This is a genomic window from Streptomyces sp. RLA131, from assembly GCF_056270125.1.
This window is the reverse complement of the sequence record NZ_JBWDOQ010000002.1, coordinates 6,354,878-6,374,019: the sequence shown is the minus strand read 5'-3', so window position 1 is coordinate 6,374,019 and position 19,142 is coordinate 6,354,878. Positions and strand designations below refer to the sequence as shown.

Genomic DNA, 19,142 nt, shown 5'->3' with positions numbered 1-19,142 from the left:
AGCCGACCCATGACCATGCCTTCCCAGCGGCCCGCCGAGGCCGTCGAGCCCACCGAACTGCGGGTCTACAACTACGAACCGCCCGGCATCACGCCCGCGGAGGGCGGCGACCAGAACGCGATCATCGTCATCCGCCAGCTCTTCAAGGGCCTCTTCGAGTCCGACAGGGACACCGGGGCACCGGTGCCGCAGATCGCCGAGTCGGCCGTCTCCGAGGACAACCGGGTCTGGGCGGTGACGCTCAGGCCGGGCTTCCAGTTCCACAACGGTGAACCGGTCACGTCCGGCTCCTTCATCGACGCGTGGAACTTCGCCGCCGCCGAGGCCAACGGACAGACCAACCGCGGCTTCTTCCACCGCATAGCCGGATACGGGGGCGAGAGCCTGACCGGCCTGCGGAAGCTCGATGACCTCGGCTTCGAGGTCACCCTCACCGAGCCCTACTCGGGCTTCCCCGCCATGCTCTGCTACTCCGCTTTCGCCCCGCTGCCCAGGGCCGCCTTCGACGACATCGCCGCCTTCCAGGCGCATCCGATCGGCAACGGCCCCTACCGGCTGGAGGAGTGGCAGCGCGGGATCCGGCTCGTGCTCAGCCGTTTCGATGCCTGGGGCGGCCCCGCCGCGAGGACGGACCGGGTGGTGTTCCGGATGTACCCGACGCTGGAGGCCGGCTACGCGGGCTTCGAGGCCGGGGAGCACGACATGATGGACAACATCCCGGCGGAGCGGTACTCCGAGGCCCGGTCCCGGTTCGCCGGCCTGATCTTCGAGCAGGCCAGCAACAGCTTCAGCTACCTCGGAGTTCCGCTCTACCGCCCGGAGTTCCAGGACAAGTTCCTCCGCCAGGCGCTTTCGCTCGCCATCGACCGCCAGGCGATCATCGACACGGTCTACGATGGCCAGTACCTGGCCGCGAGCACCGTGCTCAGCCCCAACTTCCCCGGTTACCGGGAGGGCGCGGGCGCGTACTGCCACTTCGACCCGCAGCGGGCCCGGAAGCTGCTGGCGGAGGCCGGCGGCTGGCAGGGCGGCACGCTCGCGCTGCACTCCAACATCGGGGGCGGTCACGAGCCGTGGCTGGCTCTGGTGGCCGAACAGCTGCGGGAGCACCTGGGCATCGTCTGCGAGCTGCGGGTGGACCTGCCGTTCGCCGGCTACTTCGCCCAGGCGAAGGAGAAGGGCTACACCGGGCTGTTCCGGCGGGCCTGGGCACCGGACTACGCCTGGGCCGAGAGCTACCTGCGCCCGATCCTCGGGCGGGGCGGCTCGGCCAACCAGCAGTTCTATGACAACCCGGCCTTCGACGAGCTGGTGTCCGCGGGGGACCGGGCCGGGAGCCAGGCCGAGGGCGTGAGCTTCTACCAGGCGGCGGAGGACGTCGCGCTGGAGGACATGGCGATCATCCCGCTCTGGTTCCAGAAGACCTCGGTGCTCTACAGCGAGCGGGTCAGCTCCTACGTCCGCAACATCATCAACGGCTCGGACTACGCGGCCGTGGAGGTCCACGACGCGCCCATCGCCGCTGCGCCGGGACTCGCGGGGCGTTGACCCGTGACTGCCCGCTCCCGGCACGGCGGGGAAGAAAGGCTTCGGCCAGCGGGAATGTCCCGGCCACGCTCCACGAGCCCGCGCGGGAAACCGCCCCGGACCGCGGACGGACCAGGGCCTGTCCGCCGGACGGGCCCTGGACCTGCCCTGGATTCTGTGCGACGGATCATGGTCGGAGCCACAGGCGGATCGCTGCGATGGTGACGGTGCCGTGGAATACACAGGCGCGCTTGTCATACCGAGTGGCGACCGCACGGAAGCCTTTGAGTCCATGGATCGTGCGCTCGACTTCATTGCGGCGCTTGTAGATCTCCTTGTCGAAGCCGGTGGGCCGACCGCCCTTGCTGCCGCGTCTGTGACGGTTGGCCCGCTGGTCGCGTGGTTCGGGAATGGTGTGGCTGATTCCGCGTTTGCGCAGGTAGACGCGGATCCTGCGGGCGCCGTAGGCCTTATCGGCGCTCACGTGGTCCGGACGGGTGCGTGGCCTGCCGCCGGCAGGGCGGGGGACGCTGATCCGCTCCATGACGGCCTCGAACTGGGTTGAGTCGCCAGTCTGTCCGGGAGTGACGAGGAGGACCAGTGGCCGACGGCGGCCCTCACATGCCAGGTGAATCTTGCTGGTCAGCCCGCCTCGCGAGCGCCCCAGCCCCTCATCGGTACGGTGCTGCTTCGGGATCCCCCTTTTACCGGGATTCGCGGTGGGGCCTTACGGTCCGGCTGTGTGCTGACGGGCCCGGCAGGAGGTCGAGTCGATGCTCGCCAGGCTCCAGTCCAGTCGCCCCTCGGCGTCGGCGCAAGCCTGGACGGCCCTCAGAATCCGGTTCCACGTGCCGTCGGCACACCAACGCCGATGCCGACTGTAGACCGTGCTCCACGGCCCGAAACGCGCTGGTAGATCCCGCCACGGAACACCGGTGCGCGCCCGGTGCAGGATCCCGTTGACCACCCGCCGATGGCTGACCCAGCGACCATCGCGCCTGCCATTCTTCGGCAGATACGGCTTCACACGTGGCCACTCGTCCTTGCTCAGATGACCCCGGCGTTGTAGAACTGCGAGTCGGCCCGCAGGATGCGGGTCCCGGAGCAGCCGGCCTCTCGGGCGGTGGCCAGGGCCTCGCTCACGAATTTCGGGGCGCCCCGGGAGTCTGCTGCCTTGCCGCGTCGCATCCGGACCGTGGCGATCACAGGCCTGGAGTTGGCGGTGCAGAATGTGGCGAGGAGGGGGTGCAGGGTGCGGATGCCCTTGAACCGGCCGTACTCGGCGCCCTGCTTGGTCCGGCCGTAGACGCGTTTGTGGGTGGAGTCGACGTCGATGAACGCCATCGTGTCCGAGCCGGGCAGCAGTGGGGTGTGCGCGGCCAGTTCCGCAAGGAACCTGCGGTGCACGGCGTGGAGTTGGAGAGCGTGTCCGTGGGAGAACGCACGCAGGAACGTACCCAGCGTGGACGGGGCGCGAATGCCGCCGAACACGACCGGCATCGCCCCGTGACGCGACATCGCCAGGTCGTCGATGCTGTCCGCACCCGCGGCCATACCCGCGACGATGCTGGTGACCTTGGCGTCTGCCGCCGCACCCGCCCCGTTCTTCGCCCCGGCCAGCTTCACCTTCTTTGTCACCAACCGCGACAGCCCGCACCGCTCGGCCAGCCGCAGCACCGGGACCAGCCCGGCCTGCGCGATCAGATTCGGATCATCGAACAGAACGGAGACCGCCGCCAGCGTATGGGAAACTCGCGTCTCGGAAGTGCCTTGCTGATTGTGCGTGCTGGAAGCCTGAAGAACTCCCATCATCGCAGGTCACAAGGCGCTTCCTCGTTTCAAGAAGAGTTATCCACAGACATCGAATCGGTGGATCAAGACTTAGGTCGTACGCCGACAGCCGGTCGCCCGACGGGTCTGGGCGTAGTCGGTGAGGTCCTCGAGCTATAGGTCCAGCAGGTCTTGGCCGGTGACGATGCTTATGCGAGTCAGCACGTTCAGGGCGTCGGTCGCGTGCTCGTCGCAGCCCTCGCGTCCGCTGGCACGCTCCCGAAGCTCGGAGAACAGGGCTGCCTGGTTGTGGCGCCGGTAGGCGTCGTAGACACCCAGCAGCCGACTGCCGAACAGCCACCCGTAGGAGGGCCGGACCACCTGAAGGACAATCAGAATGCCCAGACCCGTGGTGAATCGCGAGCGTGTTCCGGCGCTCAGGCCCTGCGGTCCCCAGGCCGAGCCCTGGTCGTCGGAACCGCTCAGCAGCCAGCGGTCCTGCCAGGTGTCGGCGGGGAACCCCTCCAGCCAGTCGAGCACCCGGGTCAGCGACAGCTGCTGACGCCACAGATCGCGGTCGGTCGGCTCGCTGAGCAGGCAATTGGCCAGCAGCGCGAGCTCGTCCCGCGGCGCAGCCGCCCGCTCGTTGCTGATGCCGGTGGACGGTCTCGGCCCGGGTATCCGGGCGTCCGCGAGCAGGGCGGGGTCACGGGGGCTGACCGGTGTGCGCCCGGTGCCGCCGTGCCGGGCCATCAGTTGCCGCCGAACACGTCGGCGAGGTCGTCCGGATCGTAGGTCCAGCCGGTCAGCGGCCGCGGTGGCGGCTTGAGGCGCGTGTAGTGCTCGTGGACCTTGGACATGACCTCGTCGATCCTCGGCCGCAGGTAGGTACTGGTCGTGGTGATCCGCCGGTGGCGCATCACCTGCTGGGTGTCGGCCAGGGCGGTGCCCGGGTCGTTGATCAGGCGCAGACACAGAGTGTGCCGCAGGTCGTGCAGCGTGATGTTCGCCCCGATCCGGGCGTTGATCCGGTTCAGCACGGCCCGCAGCGCGGTGTAGGTCAACGGACGCGTCGGGCCGCGCAGGGTCCACCACACCGGCTCGTCGGGGGCGGGTTAGTGTCCGTCCTGGGCCAGTTCGCAGAGGTAGAGCGCCAGCCAGGCGGAGCCAAGGAGGCGGGGCACGCCTCCTTGGCTCCGCCCAGGCCCTTGGTCTGCACGTAGATCCGTCCCTCGCCCGGGTGGACGTCGCTGATCGTCATACCCAGCATCTCGGCGGCCCGCGCGCCGCTGGACAAGAACATGGCGAGCAGTGCCCGGTCCCGGTGACAGCCCACCGAGTGGAACAGGTCCTCGACGACATCAACGGGAACCGCGCGGGGCTCACGGTCGACCTGCTTTTGCCGGTAGGCGCCCCGGCGGTGCAGCCGGAACGGCTCCAGCGGGTTGTGATGGGCCTCCAGCCGACGCCCGTCACGAGACTGCGGCGGCACCGGCGAGACCAGCGGTCCCTGCCCGGTCTGCAGGTGATGGTCGTAGAACGCCGCCAGCACCGACACCGCATGGTTGATCGTCGCCGGGGCGTAACCAGCTTTCAGGTACGGCTTGCCGGTGCGCGCGTTCAACGATCCCGGCGCAGGTACGTCCCGGCGGCGCCGGTCCCGCGCCGGGTTGTGGCACGTCCGCAGCCACAGTACGAAGTCGCGTACATCCACGTGCCTGGCGCGACTCCAGTCGATGTCCGCCGCAGCCAGAAACCGGAACCAGCGCAGCAGGTCATAGGCGTAGGAGCGACAGGAGGCCGGGGTGTTGCCACAAGCCAGTAGCTCCCGAAGGAACTCGCTGACCGGTGTGATCGGCCGCCCATCTCGCCGAGGGTCAGGACGTGGTGACCTGCACGGTGCGCGACAGCGACGGGCGGGCCGCGACCAGTAGCCCGCCCAGCGCCAGGACCATCCACACCGTCAGATAGGCGAACGCGGCCGTCGGCCTGCGCTCCACAGCACACCGGCCACCGTGGAGGCGGCGAGGTTGCCGAGGGACTGGACGGTGGCGAGCATGCCGAACGCGGAGCCGCGCAGGTCGTTGGGGGCCAGGGCGGCGACAGCGGAGTGCTGGGCGGTCTCCACCGCGCCGATGCCGATCCCGGCCAAGACGAACGGCACCGCCGGCAGTGCGATCGCGGTGGTGTCCACGGTGAACAGGCTGTAGGCGGCGGCGAACGCCGCGACGCCGCCGGCCAGCACCAGGATCGGGCCGCGGGCACCGAGCCGGTCGGACAGGCGCCCGGCCGGGACCGAGGCGATCGTGGCGGCCACGTTGTACGCGGTGTAGAGGGCGAGCGCGATCGTGGTCGCGCTCTTCGTGCCGTGGTCGGGGGCGAGCAGGTCGGAGGCGCGCAGGATCAGCAGGGTCGCGGCGACGTTGCCGACCTCGAACGCGGCCACGGCGAGCATCAGCTTGCCGAGGTCGCCGGACAGGACGGGTCCGATGCGGATCTTGAGGGGGACCTCGTCGCGGCTGGCCGGCCGGGGGGTCTTTGCGAAAACGCGCGGGAAGCTGACGGCCTCCGGAGCCGTGTGCGCAAGTTTGAATCCTGAGTGGCACTCCGGATCGCCCTTCCCAGCCAGCACCCGACGCCGAACCCGGGGCGATTCAGCCTTGACCGTCCCGGCTACCTTGCTGCGCCCGTCCTCCTCGATGCATGCAATACACAGCCGCCGGGCGGGACGCCTTCGACCCTGCGGGTCTTGCACTGCTCGATCCTCCACAGCAAGTGGGTACCCCGGTCGCCTAAGCGGTACCAGCGAACCAGGCCCCACAATCCTCTCCAGTCGGCCAGGACCAGGTTCCGGCACCGATGCGGGGCCAGCATTGCGCTGACCGCCTCCCCCGCGACGCAGCTGCCTTCAGTGCCGCCTGACCTGTACCTCAGGTCACCTGACGACCTATCAGAACGTGCGTCAAACGTGCGTCACGTGCGTCGAATACGCGTCAAGATATCGCCCGTAACGCCCACAACGCACATAATGCACATCGGCTAAAACCGCAGGTCAGGCGGCCTTTGCCGCAGGCTCAAGGATCGCCACGCACTCCACGTGGTGCGTCATAGGGAAGAGGTCGAACGCCCGCATCCTGCGCGGCACATAGCCGGCGTCGCGGAAGTAGGCGAGGTCGCGGGCGAGGGCGGCCGGGTCGCAGGCGACGTAGGCGATGCGACGGGCGCCGAGCGAGGCCAGGTGCCGGACGATGGTCTTGCCGGCGCCGGTGCGGGGCGGGTCGAGGACGATCAGGTCGACCTCGGTGATGCCGGTGCGCGGGAGGACGGATTCGACCTTGCCGTGTTCGATCCGGACGCGGTCGAAGTCGGCGAGGTTGTGGCGGGCGTCCTCCACGGCGCGCTTGCCGGACTCGATGCCCAGCACCGCGCCGGTCTCGCCGACCCGTTCGGCCAGGGCGCCGGCGAACAGGCCGACGCCGCAGTACAGGTCGAGGGCGGTGTGGCCCTTCTTCGGCATCAGCCCCTGCATGACGGCCTCGACCAGGAGGTCCGGTGCCGCCGGGTGGACCTGCCAGAAGCCGCCGGAGCCGACCCGCCAGGTGCGGTCGACGGCACGCTCGCGGACGAAACCGCGGCCGTGGACGCGGTGGACGCCGTCCTGCTCGTCGACGCGCAGGACGGAGACCGGCCGGTCAAGCTCGACGAGGGGCAGCCGGCCGCCCGGACGCGGGGTGATGATGACCTGGCGGTCGGAGGAACCGGTGGCGGCGATGGCCTCGACCGAGGCGATGCCGGGCCACTCACGGGACTCGACGCCCAGCTCGCTCACGCCGGGCGCGGCGATCAGGCAGTGGTCGACGCGCTCGACCTCGTGCGAGCGGTGGCGGCGCAGTCCGGCGTGCCCGTCGGCGTCGACGGCGTACTGGACGCGGGTGCGCCAGGCCGGGACCTCGCCCTTGGCGACCTTGTCGCCCGGGGCCGGCTCCACGGTGCCGTCCCAGCCGGCTTCCTCGGGGGTGAGCCCGGCCAGCCGCTGGAGCTGCTCGGTGATGACCTGCACCTTGAAGCGCCGCTGGGCGCCCGGCGCCGCGTGCTGCCAGTCGCAGCCGCCGCACCTGCCGGGGCCGGAGAACGGGCAGGGTGCCTCGACCCGGTCCGGGGAGGCCTGGAGGACCTCGACGGCGTCGGCGCGCAGAAAGCGCGAGTCGGGGCCGCCCTCGGTGATCTCGGCGATCACCCGCTCACCGGGCAGCGCGTGCCGGACGAAGAGCACCTGGGGCCGGTCGTGTCCCGGAAGGACGGTCCTGGCGATGCAGTGGCCGCCGTGCGCCACCGCGCCGACCTCGACCTCGTAGCGCTCGCCGACGAGTACGTCAGCCTGGTCCTTCGTTCGGTGCTGCATGACGGAACAGGCTCCAAGCATGGGGTGAGCGGCGGGACGACAGCTCACCAGTCTACGTCCCGCCGGCTCCGCCCGGTCACTGCTTGGCGCTGGGCTCCTTGGGCCTGGCCGGCCGGCCGATCTCGCCGCGCCGCACCGACCCGGGGGCGCTCCACTCGGCGCCCCTGCGCTGCCGCAGTTTGGCGCGCTCGGAGGATTCCAGCTGCCAGGGCACCGAGGTGACCATGACGCCCGGCGTGAACAGCAGCCGGCCCTTGAGCCGCAGGGCGCTCTGGTTGTGCAGGAGGTGCTCGTACCAGTGGCCCACCACGTACTCCGGGATGTAGACGGAGACGACGTCGCGCGGGCTGGCCCGCCGCAGGCTCTTGACGTACTCGACGATCGGCCGGGTGATCTCGCGGTAGGGCGAGTCCAGGACCTTCAGCGGTACGTCGATGCCGCGCCGGTGCCATTCGGCCTGGAGGGCCTTGGTGTCGGCGGGGTCGACGTTGATGCTGAGCGCCTCCAGGGTGTCCGAGCGGATGAGCTTGGCGTACGACAGCGCGCGCAGCGTCGGCTTGTGGACCTTGGAGACCAGCACGATGGAGTGCACCCGGGAGGGCAGGACGGTCTCCTCGCCCGGCTCGTCCTGCGCCGCGAGCTCGCCGGCGACGCGGTCGTAGTGGCGGCGGATGGCGGTCATGATCGCGTAGAAGCCGACCATGCCCAGGACCGCGACCCAGGCGCCGTGGGTGAACTTGGTGAGGAGCACGATGATCAGCACCAGGCCGGTGAAGAAGGCGCCGAAGGTGTTGATCGCGCGGGAGCGGATCATGCGGCGGCGCTTGGCGGTGTCGGTCTCGTCGCGCAGGTGCCGGTTCCAGTGCCGGACCATGCCGGTCTGGCTGAGGGTGAAGGAGACGAAGACGCCGACGATGTAGAGCTGGATCAGCCGGGTCGAGTCGGCGCCGTAGAGGTAGACGAGCACGGCGGCGAAGGCGGCCAGCAGCACGATGCCGTTGCTGAAGGCGAGCCGGTCGCCGCGGGTGTGCAGCTGGCGCGGCAGGTAGCGGTCCTGGGCGAGGATGGAGCCGAGCACCGGGAAGCCGTTGTAGGCGGTGTTGGCGGCCAGGAAGAGCACCAGTGCGGTGACGGCGGCCAGGAAGACGAACGGGATGGAGCCGCTGCCGAAGACCGCGGCGGCGACCTGGGCGATCACCGGGTCCTGGGTGAAGGAGGCACCGACCGGCTTGCCGTTCAGGAGCAGGTCGGTGGCCGGGTTCTCGGCCATCCTGACGCCGGTGTTCATGGCCAGGGCGATGATGCCGCAGAACATGGTGACGGCGAGCAGGCCCATCGCGGCGAGCGTCGTGGCGGCGTTCTTGGACTTCGGCTTGCGGAAGGCCGGTACGCCGTTGCTGATCGCCTCGACACCGGTCAGGGCCGCACAGCCGGAGGAGAAGGCCCGCAGCAGCAGGAAGAGCAGCGCGAAGCCGGCCAGCCCGGTGTGCTCGGCGTGGATGGTGTAGCCGGCGGTGGGGGCGCGCATCTCGTCGCCGGTGGCGATCCGGAAGACGCCCCAGGCGATCATGGCGAAGACGCCCACGACGAAGGCGTAGGTCGGGATGGCGAAGACCGTACCCGACTCCCGGACCCCGCGCAGGTTCATCAGCATCAGGACCACGATCATGCTGATCGCGCCCAGCACCTTGTGCTCGACGAAGAACGGCACCGCCGAGCCGAGGTTCTCCACACCCGAGGCCACGGAGACCGCGACGGTCAGGACGTAGTCCACGAGCAGGGCGCTGGCGACGGTCAGTCCGGCGCGGGGCCCGAGGTTGGTGGTCGCCACCTCGTAGTCACCGCCGCCGGAGGGATACGCGTGCACGTTCTGCCGGTACGACGCCACCACGGTGAACATCAGTACGACGACGGCGACCGCGATCCAGGGGCTGAACCGGTAGGCCGACACACCGGCGATGGACAGGACCAGCAGGACCTCACCCGGTGCGTACGCGACGGAGGACAGTGGGTCTGAGGCGAAGACGGGGAGCGCGAGCCGCTTGGGGAGAAGCGTTTCTCCAAGCTTGTCGCTGCGCAAAGCCCGGCCGATCAGGATCCGTTTCGGCAAGTCGGTCAGTTTGGACACGCTTGGATGTTAAGGCTTCGTCAAGATGAGCACTTACCGGGGACTCCCCCGGAACTACCTCCGTGTGTAGCTTGGGCCCTGGTCTGAGACTCTGTAAAGAGCTCAGCGGAACAGTTGACAGCCGGAAGGACGGTCGTGCACGTCGTCATCATGGGATGCGGGCGAGTGGGTTCCACTCTCGCGCACTCCCTCGAACAGCAAGGTCATACGGTGGCCGTGATCGACCAGGACCCGACGGCGTTCCGCCGCCTGGGCGCCGGGTTCAGCGGGCGCCGGGTGACCGGCATCGGGTTCGACCAGGACACACTGCGCGAGGCCGGAATCGAGGAGGCGGGAGCCTTCGCGGCGGTCAGCAGCGGCGACAACTCCAACATCATCGCCGCCCGGGTGGCCCGCGAGATGTTCGGCATCGAGAACGTCGCGGCCCGTATCTACGACCCGCGACGAGCCGAGGTCTACCAGCGCCTCGGCATCCCGACCGTGGCCACCGTGCGGTGGACCGCGGACCAGATGCTCCGGAGGCTGCTGCCGTCCGGGGCCGAGCCCCTGTGGCGCGACCCGAGCGGTGGTGTGCAACTCGCCGAGGTGCACACCGCGTCGGCCTGGATCGGCCACAAGGTCAGCAAACTGCAGGAGGAGACCGGAGTGCGTGTGGCATTCCTCACCCGGCTGGGCGAGGCGATGCTGCCGACCTCACAGACGGTGCTCCAGGAAGGCGACCTGGTGCATGTCATGATGCGCACCGACGAGGTCGAGCAGGTCGAGGCGGTCTTCGCCAAGGGCCCGGAGGAGGGTCACTGATGCGAGTCGCTATCGCCGGAGCCGGCGCGGTGGGACGTTCGATCGCGGGCGAACTCCTGGAGAACGGCCACGAGGTGCTCCTCGTGGACAAGAACCCCAGCTCGATCTCGGTGGAACGGGTCCCGCAGGCCGAGTGGCTGCTGGCCGACGCCTGTGAGATCACCTCGCTGGACGAGGCCGCGTTGCAGCGCTGCAACGTCGTCATCGCCGCCACCGGCGACGACAAGGTGAATCTGGTCGTCTCGCTGCTGGCCAAGACCGAGTACGGGGTGCCCCGGGTCGTCGCCCGGGTCAACAACCCCAAGAACGAGTGGCTGTTCAACGAGGCCTGGGGCGTGGACGTCGCGGTCTCCACCCCGCGTCTGATGTCGGCCCTGGTCGAGGAGGCCGTCAGCGTCGGCGACCTGGTCCGGCTGATGCGCTTCAGCCAGGGCGACGCCAACCTGGTGGAGCTGACGCTGCCGCCCGAGGCGGCCCTGGTCGGCACCCGGGTCGGCGACGTGGAGTGGCCGCAGGACACCTCGTTGTGCACCATCATCCGCGGCCACCGGGTGCTCACCCCCTCCAAGGACGACGCCCTGGAAGCCGGTGACGAGCTGCTGTTCGTGGCGGCTCCGCACCGGGAGGAGCAGCTGGAGGACCTGCTGTCGGTACGGACCGGGGCCGCCGAGAGCTGATCGCGGACACGTCACGACGAAGGGCGGCCCGGAACCGTCACGGTTCCGGGCCGCCCTTCGTCACATGTCCGTACTGCTCTCAGCTCTGCGCGGCTTCCTTGCGGATGCGCTCGGCCTCCTTCTCGGCCGCCTCCTCCGCCTCCATCTCGGCGATCACGTCGATCGGCGGCGGCGCCTTGGCCAGGAAGATCCAGGTCAGGTAGACGCACAGCAGGAACGGCGGGATGCCGAGGGCGACCTTGACCCAGCCCAGCTGGGTGGCGTTGCCCCACAGGTAGAGCGGGAAGAGGATCGCGGACTTGGCGAGCAGGATGATGCCCCAGGCCCAGCTGGCCTTGGTGTAGGCGACCCGGCGGCCTGGGTTGCGGTCCCGCCAGGAGAGGTTCTCCTTGAAGACCGGGCCGAGGATGAGGCCCAGCAGCGGAAAGCCGGCCAGCGCCGAGACGCAGTACGCGACGGCGAGGCCGAGGGTGTAGAGCATGCCCGGCAGGTAGAAGTTCTTGGCGTTGCCGGACATCATCGCGAAGACCGCGCCGAAGGCGACCCCGAAGACACCGCTGAAGGCGTGCTTGAGGGTGTCCTTGCGGGCCAGTCTGGCCAGGCCCAGCACCAGGGACAGGCCGAGGGCGACGATCGCGGAGATGTGGATGTCGCGATCGACCGTGTAGATCGCGACGAAGACCAGACCGGGCACGGTGGTCTCCACCATGCCGCGCACACCGCCGAAGGCCTCGAAGAGCGCCGCTTCGGTGACGGCCCTGGACTCCTCCGTCGACTCGTCCGTCTGCTTGTCGATCGACACCACCGGCTACTCCTGTCCGAGCGGACGCAACTCGTATTTGGGGTTGAACAGCACCGGGCGGCCACGGTTCATGGAGATCCGCCCCGACGCGATGATCCTGCGGCCCGGCTCTATGCCCACGATGCTGCGCCGGCCCAGCCACACCACGTCCAGCGCGGCGGAGCCGTCGAAGAGCTCCGCCTCCAGCGCCGGAACACCGGCACGCGGCCGCAGGGTGACCGCGCGTAGTGTACCGGTCACGCTGACGATCTGCCGGTCGTGGCAGTCGCAGATCCTTGTGCAGCCCGCCGCCAGGGTGTCCTCCTGCAGCTCCTCGGAGTGCAGCTCCTCCTGGGTGGAGGACAGCCGGTCCAGCATCCGGCGGAAGCGGCTGGCAGGTCGGTCCGAACGGGTGGCACCACTCATGCCTGAAGCCTACCCGGCGGCGCGGACAGGATCACCGCCGTGATCACCGGACCACCCCCGCGAACAAAGCCGGACAGGTCAAAGCGGATTAATGAATTCCTCACGATCGTCTCCATATTTCCTCATGCGCTCGTAACAAACTCCCCATCCATGGGATTTCTCGGCAACGTCAACACAGCACTGCGCAGAACCACTGGTTTCGAGGTGAAGCGCGCGGCCGGGGCCACCGCGCCCGCCCCGTCCGGGAAATCCGCGGCGAAACCGATGCCACAGGGCGCGCCGAAGACCCGGTCGACGTCCGGGCCGAAGTCCGGGCCGAAGTCCGGGCCCGAGGCGGTGCCCTTCCGCGAGCCCGCCGACCCCGGCGTGGACCGGCTGCTGCAACGGCCGGTCTTCGTGATGTCACCCGTACGGTCCGGCTCCACGTTGCTGCGCGTGCTGCTCGACGGGCACTCCCAGCTGCACGCCCCGCACGAGCTGCACATCCGCCGGCTGACCGTCGGCCACTCCACCAGGCTCGCCGAGCAGTCGATGGCCGCCCTGGACCTGGAGCGCGGAGACCTGGAGCATCTGCTCTGGGACCGGGTCATGCACCGCGAACTGGTCAGGGCCAAGAAGCCGTACATCGTCGAGAAGACCCCGAGCAACGCCTTCGCCTGGCAACGGATCTCCGCCTGCTGGCCCGACGCCCGCTATGTCTTCCTGCTGCGTCACCCGGTCTCCATCGCACAGTCCTGGTACGAGGCCCACCCCGCCAAGCGCGACCGCGAGGAGGCCGCCGCCGACGCCCTGCGCTACATGAAGGCCGTCGAGGGCGCCCGCAAGGGGCTGACCGGTCTCACGGTCCGCTACGAGGACCTCACCGCCGACCCCGAGGCCGAACTGCGGCGCGTGTGCGAGCACCTGGGCCTGGAGTTCGAGCCGGGCATGCTGAACTGGGAGCACAAGTCCGAGGACTCCTTCCAGAAGGGCCTGGGCGACTGGACGGACAAGATCCGCAGCGGCAGCGTCCAGCAGGCCCGCCCGCTGCCCGGCCCGGACGACGTGCCGGACGTCCTCAGGGAGATCTGTACGGCCTGGGGCTACGGCATATGAGGGCCCACGCAGAGATCGCGCGGATCTGGCCGCGCGACGGACACATCCGGCTCACCGGACACATCCACGGCGACCTCCCCCCCCCCCCGCCCGCCCCGCCCGCTGGCGGCTGCTGCTGGTGCTGCGGGCCCGCGAGGACGTACTGCTGCGCTACGACACCGAACCCGACCCGGACACCCGGCGGTTCGAGGTGACCTTCCCCGTCGCCGAGCTGGTGCCGGCCGGGCTGTCCGGCCCGCAGAAGTGGGACCTGCATCTGGCCATGGCACGCGGCACGGCCGAGAGCCGGTTGCGCGCCGGGCGTCACCTCGACGACATCCGGAGCAAGAAGAACATCATGGTCTTCCCGGCCCAGTACGCCACCCGGGACGGCATCCGCGCCCGGCTGCGCCCCTTCTACACGGTCAACAACAACCTCTCCGTGGCCTGCGCCCCCGATCCCGCGGCAGGCCGGGAAGAGGCCGCCTCGTGAAGGTCCGCTATCTGCTGCTGCACGCGTACGGCACCGGCGGCACGATCCGTACGGTGGTCAACCAGGCCAACGCCATGGCCGGGGCCGGGCACGACGTGGAACTGGTCAGCGTCATCCGGCGCAAGGACGAGCCGCAGTTCGCCGTCGATCCCCGGATCCGGATCACGGCACTGGTCGACGAGCGTCCGGAGGCCGCGGCCGCCCCGCACCGCAGCGAGAGCCGGCTGCGGGCGTGGCGGCGGCCCAGGCTGGAGCGGCGCCCGCCGAAGGACATCCCGCAGGGCGAGTTCGGCATCCGCTACTTCAACCGGTACGTCGAGACCGAGGTCGTCCGCTACCTGTCCCGGCTGCGCGACGGCATCCTGGTCACCACCCGCCCCGCCCTCAACATCCTCGCCGCGCGCCACGCGACCTCCGGCGTGGTGCGGGTCGCCCAGGAACACATGAACCTGGCGACGCACCGCAAGGACGTACGGGCCGCCATCGCCCGGTACTACCCGCGTTTCGACGCCGTCGTGGTCCTCACCCACCGCGACCGGCAGGACTACCAGGCGCTCCTTCCCCGCTCCCGGGTGCTGCGGATCCCCAACGCCGTCCACTCCCTGGACCAGCGGCCCGCCACCCCCGGCAGCCGGACCGTGGTGGCGGCCGGCCGGCTCTTCGCCCAGAAGGGCTTCGACCTGCTGCTGCCCGCCTTCCGGCAGGTGGCGGACAAACACCCCGACTGGCAGCTGCGGATCTACGGCACCGGCGAGAAGAAGGCCGAGTTGCGCGAGTACATCGAGGAACACCACCTCTACAACAACGTGTTGCTCATGGGCCACAGCCGCAGCTTCGACGACGAACTGGCCAAGGCCTCCGTGTTCGTGCTCAGTTCGCGCTTCGAGGGCCTGCCCATGGTGATGATCGAGGCGATGAGCCACGCCCTGCCGGTGGTGAGTTTCGACTGCCCGACCGGGCCCGCCGACGTCATCACCGACGGCGTCGACGGCCTCCTGGTACCGCCGGAGGACATCGACGCTCTGGCCGCCGCCATGCTCCGGCTCGTCGGCGACGAGCGGCTGCGCGCCTCGATGGGCGCGGCGGCCCTGAGGACCGCCGCCGGCTTCGGGCCCGACGCGGTGCACCCGCTGTGGGCCGCCCTCTTCACCGGACTGCTGGACGGGAGCGGGAGCCGATGAGCGCCACCGTCTGGCTCACCGGGCCGCCGGGGGCCGGCAGGACCACCCTCGCGCGGGCCGTGGCGGCGCGGCTGCGCGCCGCGGGCCGCCGGGTGGAGGTGCTGGACGGCGAGGAGATCCGCCGCTTCCTCCCGGCGGACCCCGGCACCGGCACCGGCCGTATCGGCCTGGTCGCCGAGATCCTCGCCCGCAACGGCATCCTGGCGATCGTCCCGGTCGCCGCGTCCTGCGCGGGCTGCCGGGGCGCGGTGCGCGCCCGGCACGGCGCGAGCGGCGCCGGCTACTTCGAGGTGTACGTCGCGGCAGACGAGCCACAGGGGCAGCCGGAGCCACAGGAGCCACAGGAGCCGCAGGAGCCGCAGGAGCCGCAGGAGCCGGATCTGCGGCTCACGACCGGCGGCCTGACGGTGGGGCAGCGCGCGGACGCCGTGTGCGCGATGCTGGCCGCCCGCGGGCACGCCTGAGGCGTCCGGCCCTGCTCCCAGGGCCCCGGGGGTTGGTAAGGTACGGACAGCCGTCGAATGGGGGTTGCGGCATGGGTGGCTGGATGTGGTGGCTGATTCCCGTTGTGCTGATCGCCGGGGGCCGGGTCACCGAAGGCGTACGCGGGGCGCTCAAGACGCGTCACAAGCGGAAGTTGGAGCTGCTCAAGGCAGCCGAGCGCAAACAGCTCGCCCTCGACGCGGCGGGCCGCCCGCCCGAGCCGGTCTGCGGCTGTACCCACCATCTGGCCAAGCACGACAAGCAGGGCAAGTGCCATGAGGTCGTCGAGGCCCCCACCGCGTGGGACGCCGACCGCAAGCCCGTGCAGTTCGAGGCCCGCCCCTGCAGCTGCCAGCAGTACATCGGCCCCGAGCCGCTGGGGACCGTCTTCGCCCCGGAGATCACGGACTACCGCTAGTCCGGTGCCTGTTTCGCGTTCTGCGTGCCGCGTGCCGCGTGCCGCGTGCCGCACCAGGAGATCACCCGCCCGGGGTACCCCGGCGCTGACGCGCCTCGGCCCCGGACCTGTCCGCAGGTCCGGGGCCGAGGCGTACGACTGATCAGCCGGTCAGTGGACCTCGGTGATCTCCGGGCCACGGCGCATCGGGTCGATGCCGTCCGAGAACCGGCCGTCGCCGTCCTGGGCGACGCCCTCGGGCACCATCTGCGCGTCGTTCGGCAGCTTGAGGACGACCGGGTCGCGGGGCGCCATCGGCGAATCGCCGCGTACCACCACGGTGTCCCGGAAGACCTGCTCCAGCAGTCCGGCGGCCTGCGGCTGGACCGCACCCTGGCCGGAGATGACTCCGCGCAGGAACCAGCGGGGGCCGTCCACACCGACGAAACGCACCAGCTGGACGCCGTTGGTGCCGTCCGGCAGCTGGACGGGCACCTGCGCCCGCAGCTCCCAGCCCAGCGGTCCCTCGACCAGGTCGACGATGCCGCCCTGCTTGGTGATGCCGGCGGCGATCTCGTCCCGTACCTCGCCCCAGATGCCCTCGGACTTGGGGGCGGCGAAGGCCTGCAGCTGGACGGCGCTGTCCTTCAGCACCACGGTCGCGGCGACGATGGAATCACCGGCCACCTCGACCCGCAGCTCCATGCCCTCGACCCCGGGTACGAAGAGGCCGCCGAGGTCGACACGGCCCTCGGCCGGGTCCCTGACCTCGCTCAGGTCCCAGGGCCCGTCGGGCCTGGGGGCGGGCGGAAGGTTGTACCGACGGGACTCCATGGAGTCGTCCGACTCCTCGGCGTCTTCGGCCAGCTCGTCAGGGCTCTCGGCCTCGAGCTCGTCGAGGGCGTCTGCGCGCTCCTTGCGACGACGACGGAACACGTCACTTTCCTTCCCGGTCTGCAATGACCGAAGCGTATCCATTGCTGGTCTCAGGGGTGGCCGACCGGCCCACAACCGAGGGATGTCCCCCGGTGGAGCCGAAGCCCCCCGTGCCCCTGGCAGAGCCTGGCAGCTCCGCCACCTCCCGGAAGCGGACCCGCTCGACCTGCTGGACGACCAGCTGGGCGATCCGGTCGCCCGGCTCGAACCGCACGCTCTCACGCGGGTCCAGGTTGACCACGATCACCTTGATCTCCCCACGGTACCCGGCATCAATCGTTCCCGGGGCATTCACCATGGCGACGCCGCACCGGGCGGCGAGTCCGCTGCGCGGATGTACGAAGGCCGCATACCCGTCGGGGAGCGCGATGGACACCCCGGTGGGCAGTACCGCGCGCTCGCCGGGGGCGAGTTCGGCGGCCTCGGTGGTGATCAGATCCGCGCCCGCGTCCCCCGGCTGCCCGTACGAGGGAACCGGGACGCTGTCGTGGAGACGGCGCAGCAGGACGTCGAGCGGGGGCCGCCCGCCGTCCGCGCTCACGGGTTCACCTCGAAGGCGCGGGCGACCCGCACCTGGTCGGGGTCGGCCATGGCGGCGGCGACCTCTTCCGCTCGGCCGTTCTCCGTGAAGTGTTCGAGCTTGACCTCGATGAAGAGGGCGTCCGCGCGCACCGCCACCGGGCCGTCGGGGCCGCCGATCCGGCCCACGCCGCTGGCGTAGATCTTGCGTCCGGCGACGGCGGTGACCCGGGCGGCCAGGTGCAGGGTGGTGCCGACCGGTACCGGGCGTACGAAGTCGGTCTCCAGGCGGCCGGTGACGGCGATGGTGTGCAGCAGCCAGCTGAGCGAGCCCAGCGTCTCGTCCAGCGCGGTGGCCAGCACCCCGCCGTGGGCCAGGCCGGGCGCGCCCTGGTGGGCGGGCCGGACGGTGAACTCGGCGGTGACCTCGACCCCTTCGCCGGCCCGTGACGCCAGGTGCAGTCCATGGGTCTGGGAGTCGCCACAACCGAAACACTGGTCATAGTGCGCCCCGAGGAGCTCACCGGGCGCGGGGGCGTCGGGATGCCGCACCGGCGCGGTCGCGTCCGGTGGCGGGCTGAGGGAGGTCACTGCACTCACGCGGGAGACCCTACCCCGCTGCGGGATCCTTTCCCGCCGGGTGTCCGTTGGTCATTCCATGACTCTCAAGTCCGTCGTCGTCACAGGTGCCAGCAGCGGGATCGGCCTCGCGGTGACCCAGGAGCTGGCCCACTGCGGATTCGACGTGATCGCCACCGCGCGCAGCGAGGACAAGGCGCGGGCGCTGCGCGCCGCGGTGGAGCGGGCGGGCGCCGCGGTGCGCACCGTCCTGCTGGACGTGGCCGACGCGACGTCCACGGTGAAGGCGTTCACCGAGATCGCCACGATGACCGGCGGCGGGCCCTGGGCTGTGGTCAACAACGCGGGTTTCGCCCAGCCCGGCGCGATCGAGGACGTGGACGACGAGCAGGTGCGGCGGCAGCTGGAGACCAACCTGGTCGCCCCGGCCCGGATCGCGCGGCTGGTGCTGCCCGCGATGCGCGAGCGGCGTTCGGGCCGGATCGTCAACATCTCGTCGATCTCGGGGCGGGTCTCCATGCCGATGATGGGCTGGTACTGCGCCAGCAAGCAGGGACTGGAGGCGGTGACCGACGCGCTGCGCATGGAGACCGCGCCCTTCGGCGTGAAGGTGGTGCTGGTCGAACCGGGGTCGTACGCCAGCGGGATCTGGCAGCAGTCCGCCGGGTTGCTGCCGGACGCGCAGGCGTCCGCGTACGCCGACCAGTACGAGGCGGTCGGGGAGATGCTCCGCCGCGACCTCCCGGGGCCCCGTCCGGTCGCTCTGGCCGTGCTGCGGGCCCTCACCGCGCGGCGGCCCCTGCCGCGCTACCTGGTGGGCGGCAGCGCCCGTCAGGCGGCGGCCCTGGACGCCGCGCTGCCCACCGCCGCCACCGACTGGGCCAAGCAGGTCGCCACCGGGCTGCGGGTGTCACGGGCCGTGGAGCGGGTGCGGGGCCGCCTCGGGCGCGCGTGACGGGGCACGCGTG

The 19,142-nt window shown here is 70.5% G+C and carries 22 protein-coding genes and 2 pseudogenes; 9 read left to right on the top strand and 15 right to left on the bottom strand.

The features are described 5' to 3' along the window. The first annotated feature begins 9 nt into the window (after positions 1–9). Positions 10–1,548, top strand: coding sequence for a peptide ABC transporter substrate-binding protein (locus tag RWE79_RS29785; protein WP_475943159.1), 1,539 nt, complete (start codon positions 10–12; stop codon positions 1,546–1,548). Positions 1,549–1,714: 166 nt separating this feature from the next. On the opposite strand, the pseudogene RWE79_RS29780 reads toward RWE79_RS29785, so the two are convergent. The 10 genes and pseudogenes from RWE79_RS29780 to RWE79_RS29735 form a co-directional block, all read right to left on the bottom strand. Next, positions 1,715–2,578 (bottom strand): annotated as a pseudogene (locus tag RWE79_RS29780) (IS5 family transposase). After that, positions 2,575–3,336: a transposase gene (locus RWE79_RS29775; RefSeq protein WP_475943158.1), complete on the bottom strand. Its 762-nt coding sequence runs from the start codon at positions 3,334–3,336 to the stop codon at positions 2,575–2,577. Before RWE79_RS29775 ends, RWE79_RS29780 begins: the two are co-directional and overlap by 4 nt. Before the next feature lie 135 nt (positions 3,337–3,471). Further along, complete coding sequence (locus RWE79_RS29770; protein WP_475943157.1) at positions 3,472–4,050, bottom strand: hypothetical protein; 579 nt, start codon at positions 4,048–4,050, stop codon at positions 3,472–3,474. Beyond that, positions 4,050–4,361, bottom strand: a complete 312-nt coding sequence (locus tag RWE79_RS29765) for a tyrosine-type recombinase/integrase (RefSeq protein WP_475943156.1) — start codon at positions 4,359–4,361, stop codon at positions 4,050–4,052. Before RWE79_RS29765 ends, RWE79_RS29770 begins: the two co-directional genes overlap by 1 nt. Then, positions 4,358–4,921, bottom strand: coding sequence for a hypothetical protein (locus RWE79_RS29760; protein WP_475943155.1), 564 nt, complete (start codon positions 4,919–4,921; stop codon positions 4,358–4,360). The genes RWE79_RS29765 and RWE79_RS29760 overlap by 4 nt, the downstream gene beginning before the upstream one ends. 69 nt (positions 4,922–4,990) lie before the next feature. Further along, a pseudogene (locus tag RWE79_RS29755) lies at positions 4,991–5,152 on the bottom strand (site-specific integrase); the annotation flags it as partial. A 22-nt stretch (positions 5,153–5,174) separates the two neighbouring features. Then, positions 5,175–5,297, bottom strand: a complete 123-nt coding sequence (locus RWE79_RS29750) for a hypothetical protein (protein WP_475943154.1) — start codon at positions 5,295–5,297, stop codon at positions 5,175–5,177. Then, positions 5,261–5,929, bottom strand: coding sequence for an MFS transporter (locus RWE79_RS29745; RefSeq protein WP_475943153.1), 669 nt, complete (start codon positions 5,927–5,929; stop codon positions 5,261–5,263). Before RWE79_RS29745 ends, RWE79_RS29750 begins: the two co-directional genes overlap by 37 nt. A gap of 420 nt (positions 5,930–6,349) precedes the next feature. Then, positions 6,350–7,699 (bottom strand): class I SAM-dependent RNA methyltransferase, encoded by a 1,350-nt coding sequence (locus RWE79_RS29740; protein ID WP_475943152.1) that lies wholly within the window; start codon positions 7,697–7,699, stop codon positions 6,350–6,352. Between the two features lie 76 nt (positions 7,700–7,775). Next, positions 7,776–9,827 (bottom strand): APC family permease, encoded by a 2,052-nt coding sequence (locus RWE79_RS29735; RefSeq protein WP_475943151.1) that lies wholly within the window; start codon positions 9,825–9,827, stop codon positions 7,776–7,778. Positions 9,828–9,962: 135 nt separating this feature from the next. On the opposite strand from RWE79_RS29735, the gene RWE79_RS29730 reads away from it, so the two are divergent. Next, the gene (locus tag RWE79_RS29730) at positions 9,963–10,628 is read left to right on the top strand and encodes a potassium channel family protein (protein ID WP_475943150.1); all 666 of its coding nucleotides are present in this window, start codon (positions 9,963–9,965) and stop codon (positions 10,626–10,628) included. Then, positions 10,628–11,305: a potassium channel family protein gene (locus RWE79_RS29725; RefSeq protein ID WP_475943149.1), complete on the top strand. Its 678-nt coding sequence runs from the start codon at positions 10,628–10,630 to the stop codon at positions 11,303–11,305. Before RWE79_RS29730 ends, RWE79_RS29725 begins: the two co-directional genes overlap by 1 nt. 79 nt (positions 11,306–11,384) lie before the next feature. On the opposite strand, the gene RWE79_RS29720 is transcribed toward RWE79_RS29725, so the two are convergent. Both RWE79_RS29720 and RWE79_RS29715 read right to left on the bottom strand, forming a co-directional pair. After that, positions 11,385–12,110: a DUF3159 domain-containing protein gene (locus tag RWE79_RS29720; protein ID WP_475943148.1), complete on the bottom strand. Its 726-nt coding sequence runs from the start codon at positions 12,108–12,110 to the stop codon at positions 11,385–11,387. Positions 12,111–12,113: 3 nt separating this feature from the next. Beyond that, positions 12,114–12,512 carry an OB-fold nucleic acid binding domain-containing protein gene (locus RWE79_RS29715; protein WP_475943147.1) on the bottom strand — a complete coding sequence of 133 codons (399 nt, stop codon included), beginning with the start codon at positions 12,510–12,512 and terminating at the stop codon, positions 12,114–12,116. 150 nt (positions 12,513–12,662) lie between these two features. Here RWE79_RS29715 and RWE79_RS29710 point away from each other — a divergent pair, with 150 nt between their 5' ends. The 5 genes from RWE79_RS29710 to RWE79_RS29690 all read left to right on the top strand — a co-directional run bounded on the left by RWE79_RS29710 (position 12,663) and on the right by RWE79_RS29690 (position 16,161). Beyond that, on the top strand, positions 12,663–13,607 hold the full coding sequence (locus tag RWE79_RS29710) for a sulfotransferase family protein (protein WP_475943146.1): 945 nt from the start codon (positions 12,663–12,665) through the stop codon (positions 13,605–13,607). A gap of 118 nt (positions 13,608–13,725) precedes the next feature. Continuing rightward, positions 13,726–14,079 (top strand): hypothetical protein, encoded by a 354-nt coding sequence (locus tag RWE79_RS29705; RefSeq protein ID WP_475943145.1) that lies wholly within the window; start codon positions 13,726–13,728, stop codon positions 14,077–14,079. Further along, positions 14,076–15,260, top strand: coding sequence for a glycosyltransferase family 4 protein (locus RWE79_RS29700; protein ID WP_475943144.1), 1,185 nt, complete (start codon positions 14,076–14,078; stop codon positions 15,258–15,260). Before RWE79_RS29705 ends, RWE79_RS29700 begins: the two co-directional genes overlap by 4 nt. Next, positions 15,257–15,724 carry an adenylyl-sulfate kinase gene (locus RWE79_RS29695; RefSeq protein ID WP_475943143.1) on the top strand — a complete coding sequence of 156 codons (468 nt, stop codon included), beginning with the start codon at positions 15,257–15,259 and terminating at the stop codon, positions 15,722–15,724. Before RWE79_RS29700 ends, RWE79_RS29695 begins: the two co-directional genes overlap by 4 nt. A gap of 71 nt (positions 15,725–15,795) precedes the next feature. Then, positions 15,796–16,161, top strand: coding sequence for a hypothetical protein (locus RWE79_RS29690; RefSeq protein WP_475943142.1), 366 nt, complete (start codon positions 15,796–15,798; stop codon positions 16,159–16,161). A 150-nt stretch (positions 16,162–16,311) separates the two neighbouring features. Here the strand turns inward: RWE79_RS29690 and RWE79_RS29685 are convergent, their stop codons facing one another. The 3 genes from RWE79_RS29685 to RWE79_RS29675 are packed head-to-tail and all read right to left on the bottom strand — an operon-like array spanning position 16,312 to position 18,195. Continuing rightward, positions 16,312–17,076, bottom strand: a complete 765-nt coding sequence (locus RWE79_RS29685) for a DUF3710 domain-containing protein (protein ID WP_475943141.1) — start codon at positions 17,074–17,076, stop codon at positions 16,312–16,314. Between the two features lies 1 nt (position 17,077). Next, positions 17,078–17,617 (bottom strand): dUTP diphosphatase, encoded by a 540-nt coding sequence (dut, locus tag RWE79_RS29680; RefSeq protein WP_475943140.1) that lies wholly within the window; start codon positions 17,615–17,617, stop codon positions 17,078–17,080. After that, positions 17,614–18,195 carry a PaaI family thioesterase gene (locus RWE79_RS29675; RefSeq protein ID WP_475943139.1) on the bottom strand — a complete coding sequence of 194 codons (582 nt, stop codon included), beginning with the start codon at positions 18,193–18,195 and terminating at the stop codon, positions 17,614–17,616. Before RWE79_RS29675 ends, dut begins: the two co-directional genes overlap by 4 nt. Positions 18,196–18,253: 58 nt before the next feature. Here RWE79_RS29675 and RWE79_RS29670 point away from each other — a divergent pair, with 58 nt between their 5' ends. Beyond that, entirely contained in the window at positions 18,254–19,129 is an 876-nt protein-coding gene (locus RWE79_RS29670) for an SDR family oxidoreductase (RefSeq protein ID WP_475943138.1), read from the top strand. Positions 19,130–19,142 lie beyond the last annotated feature (13 nt).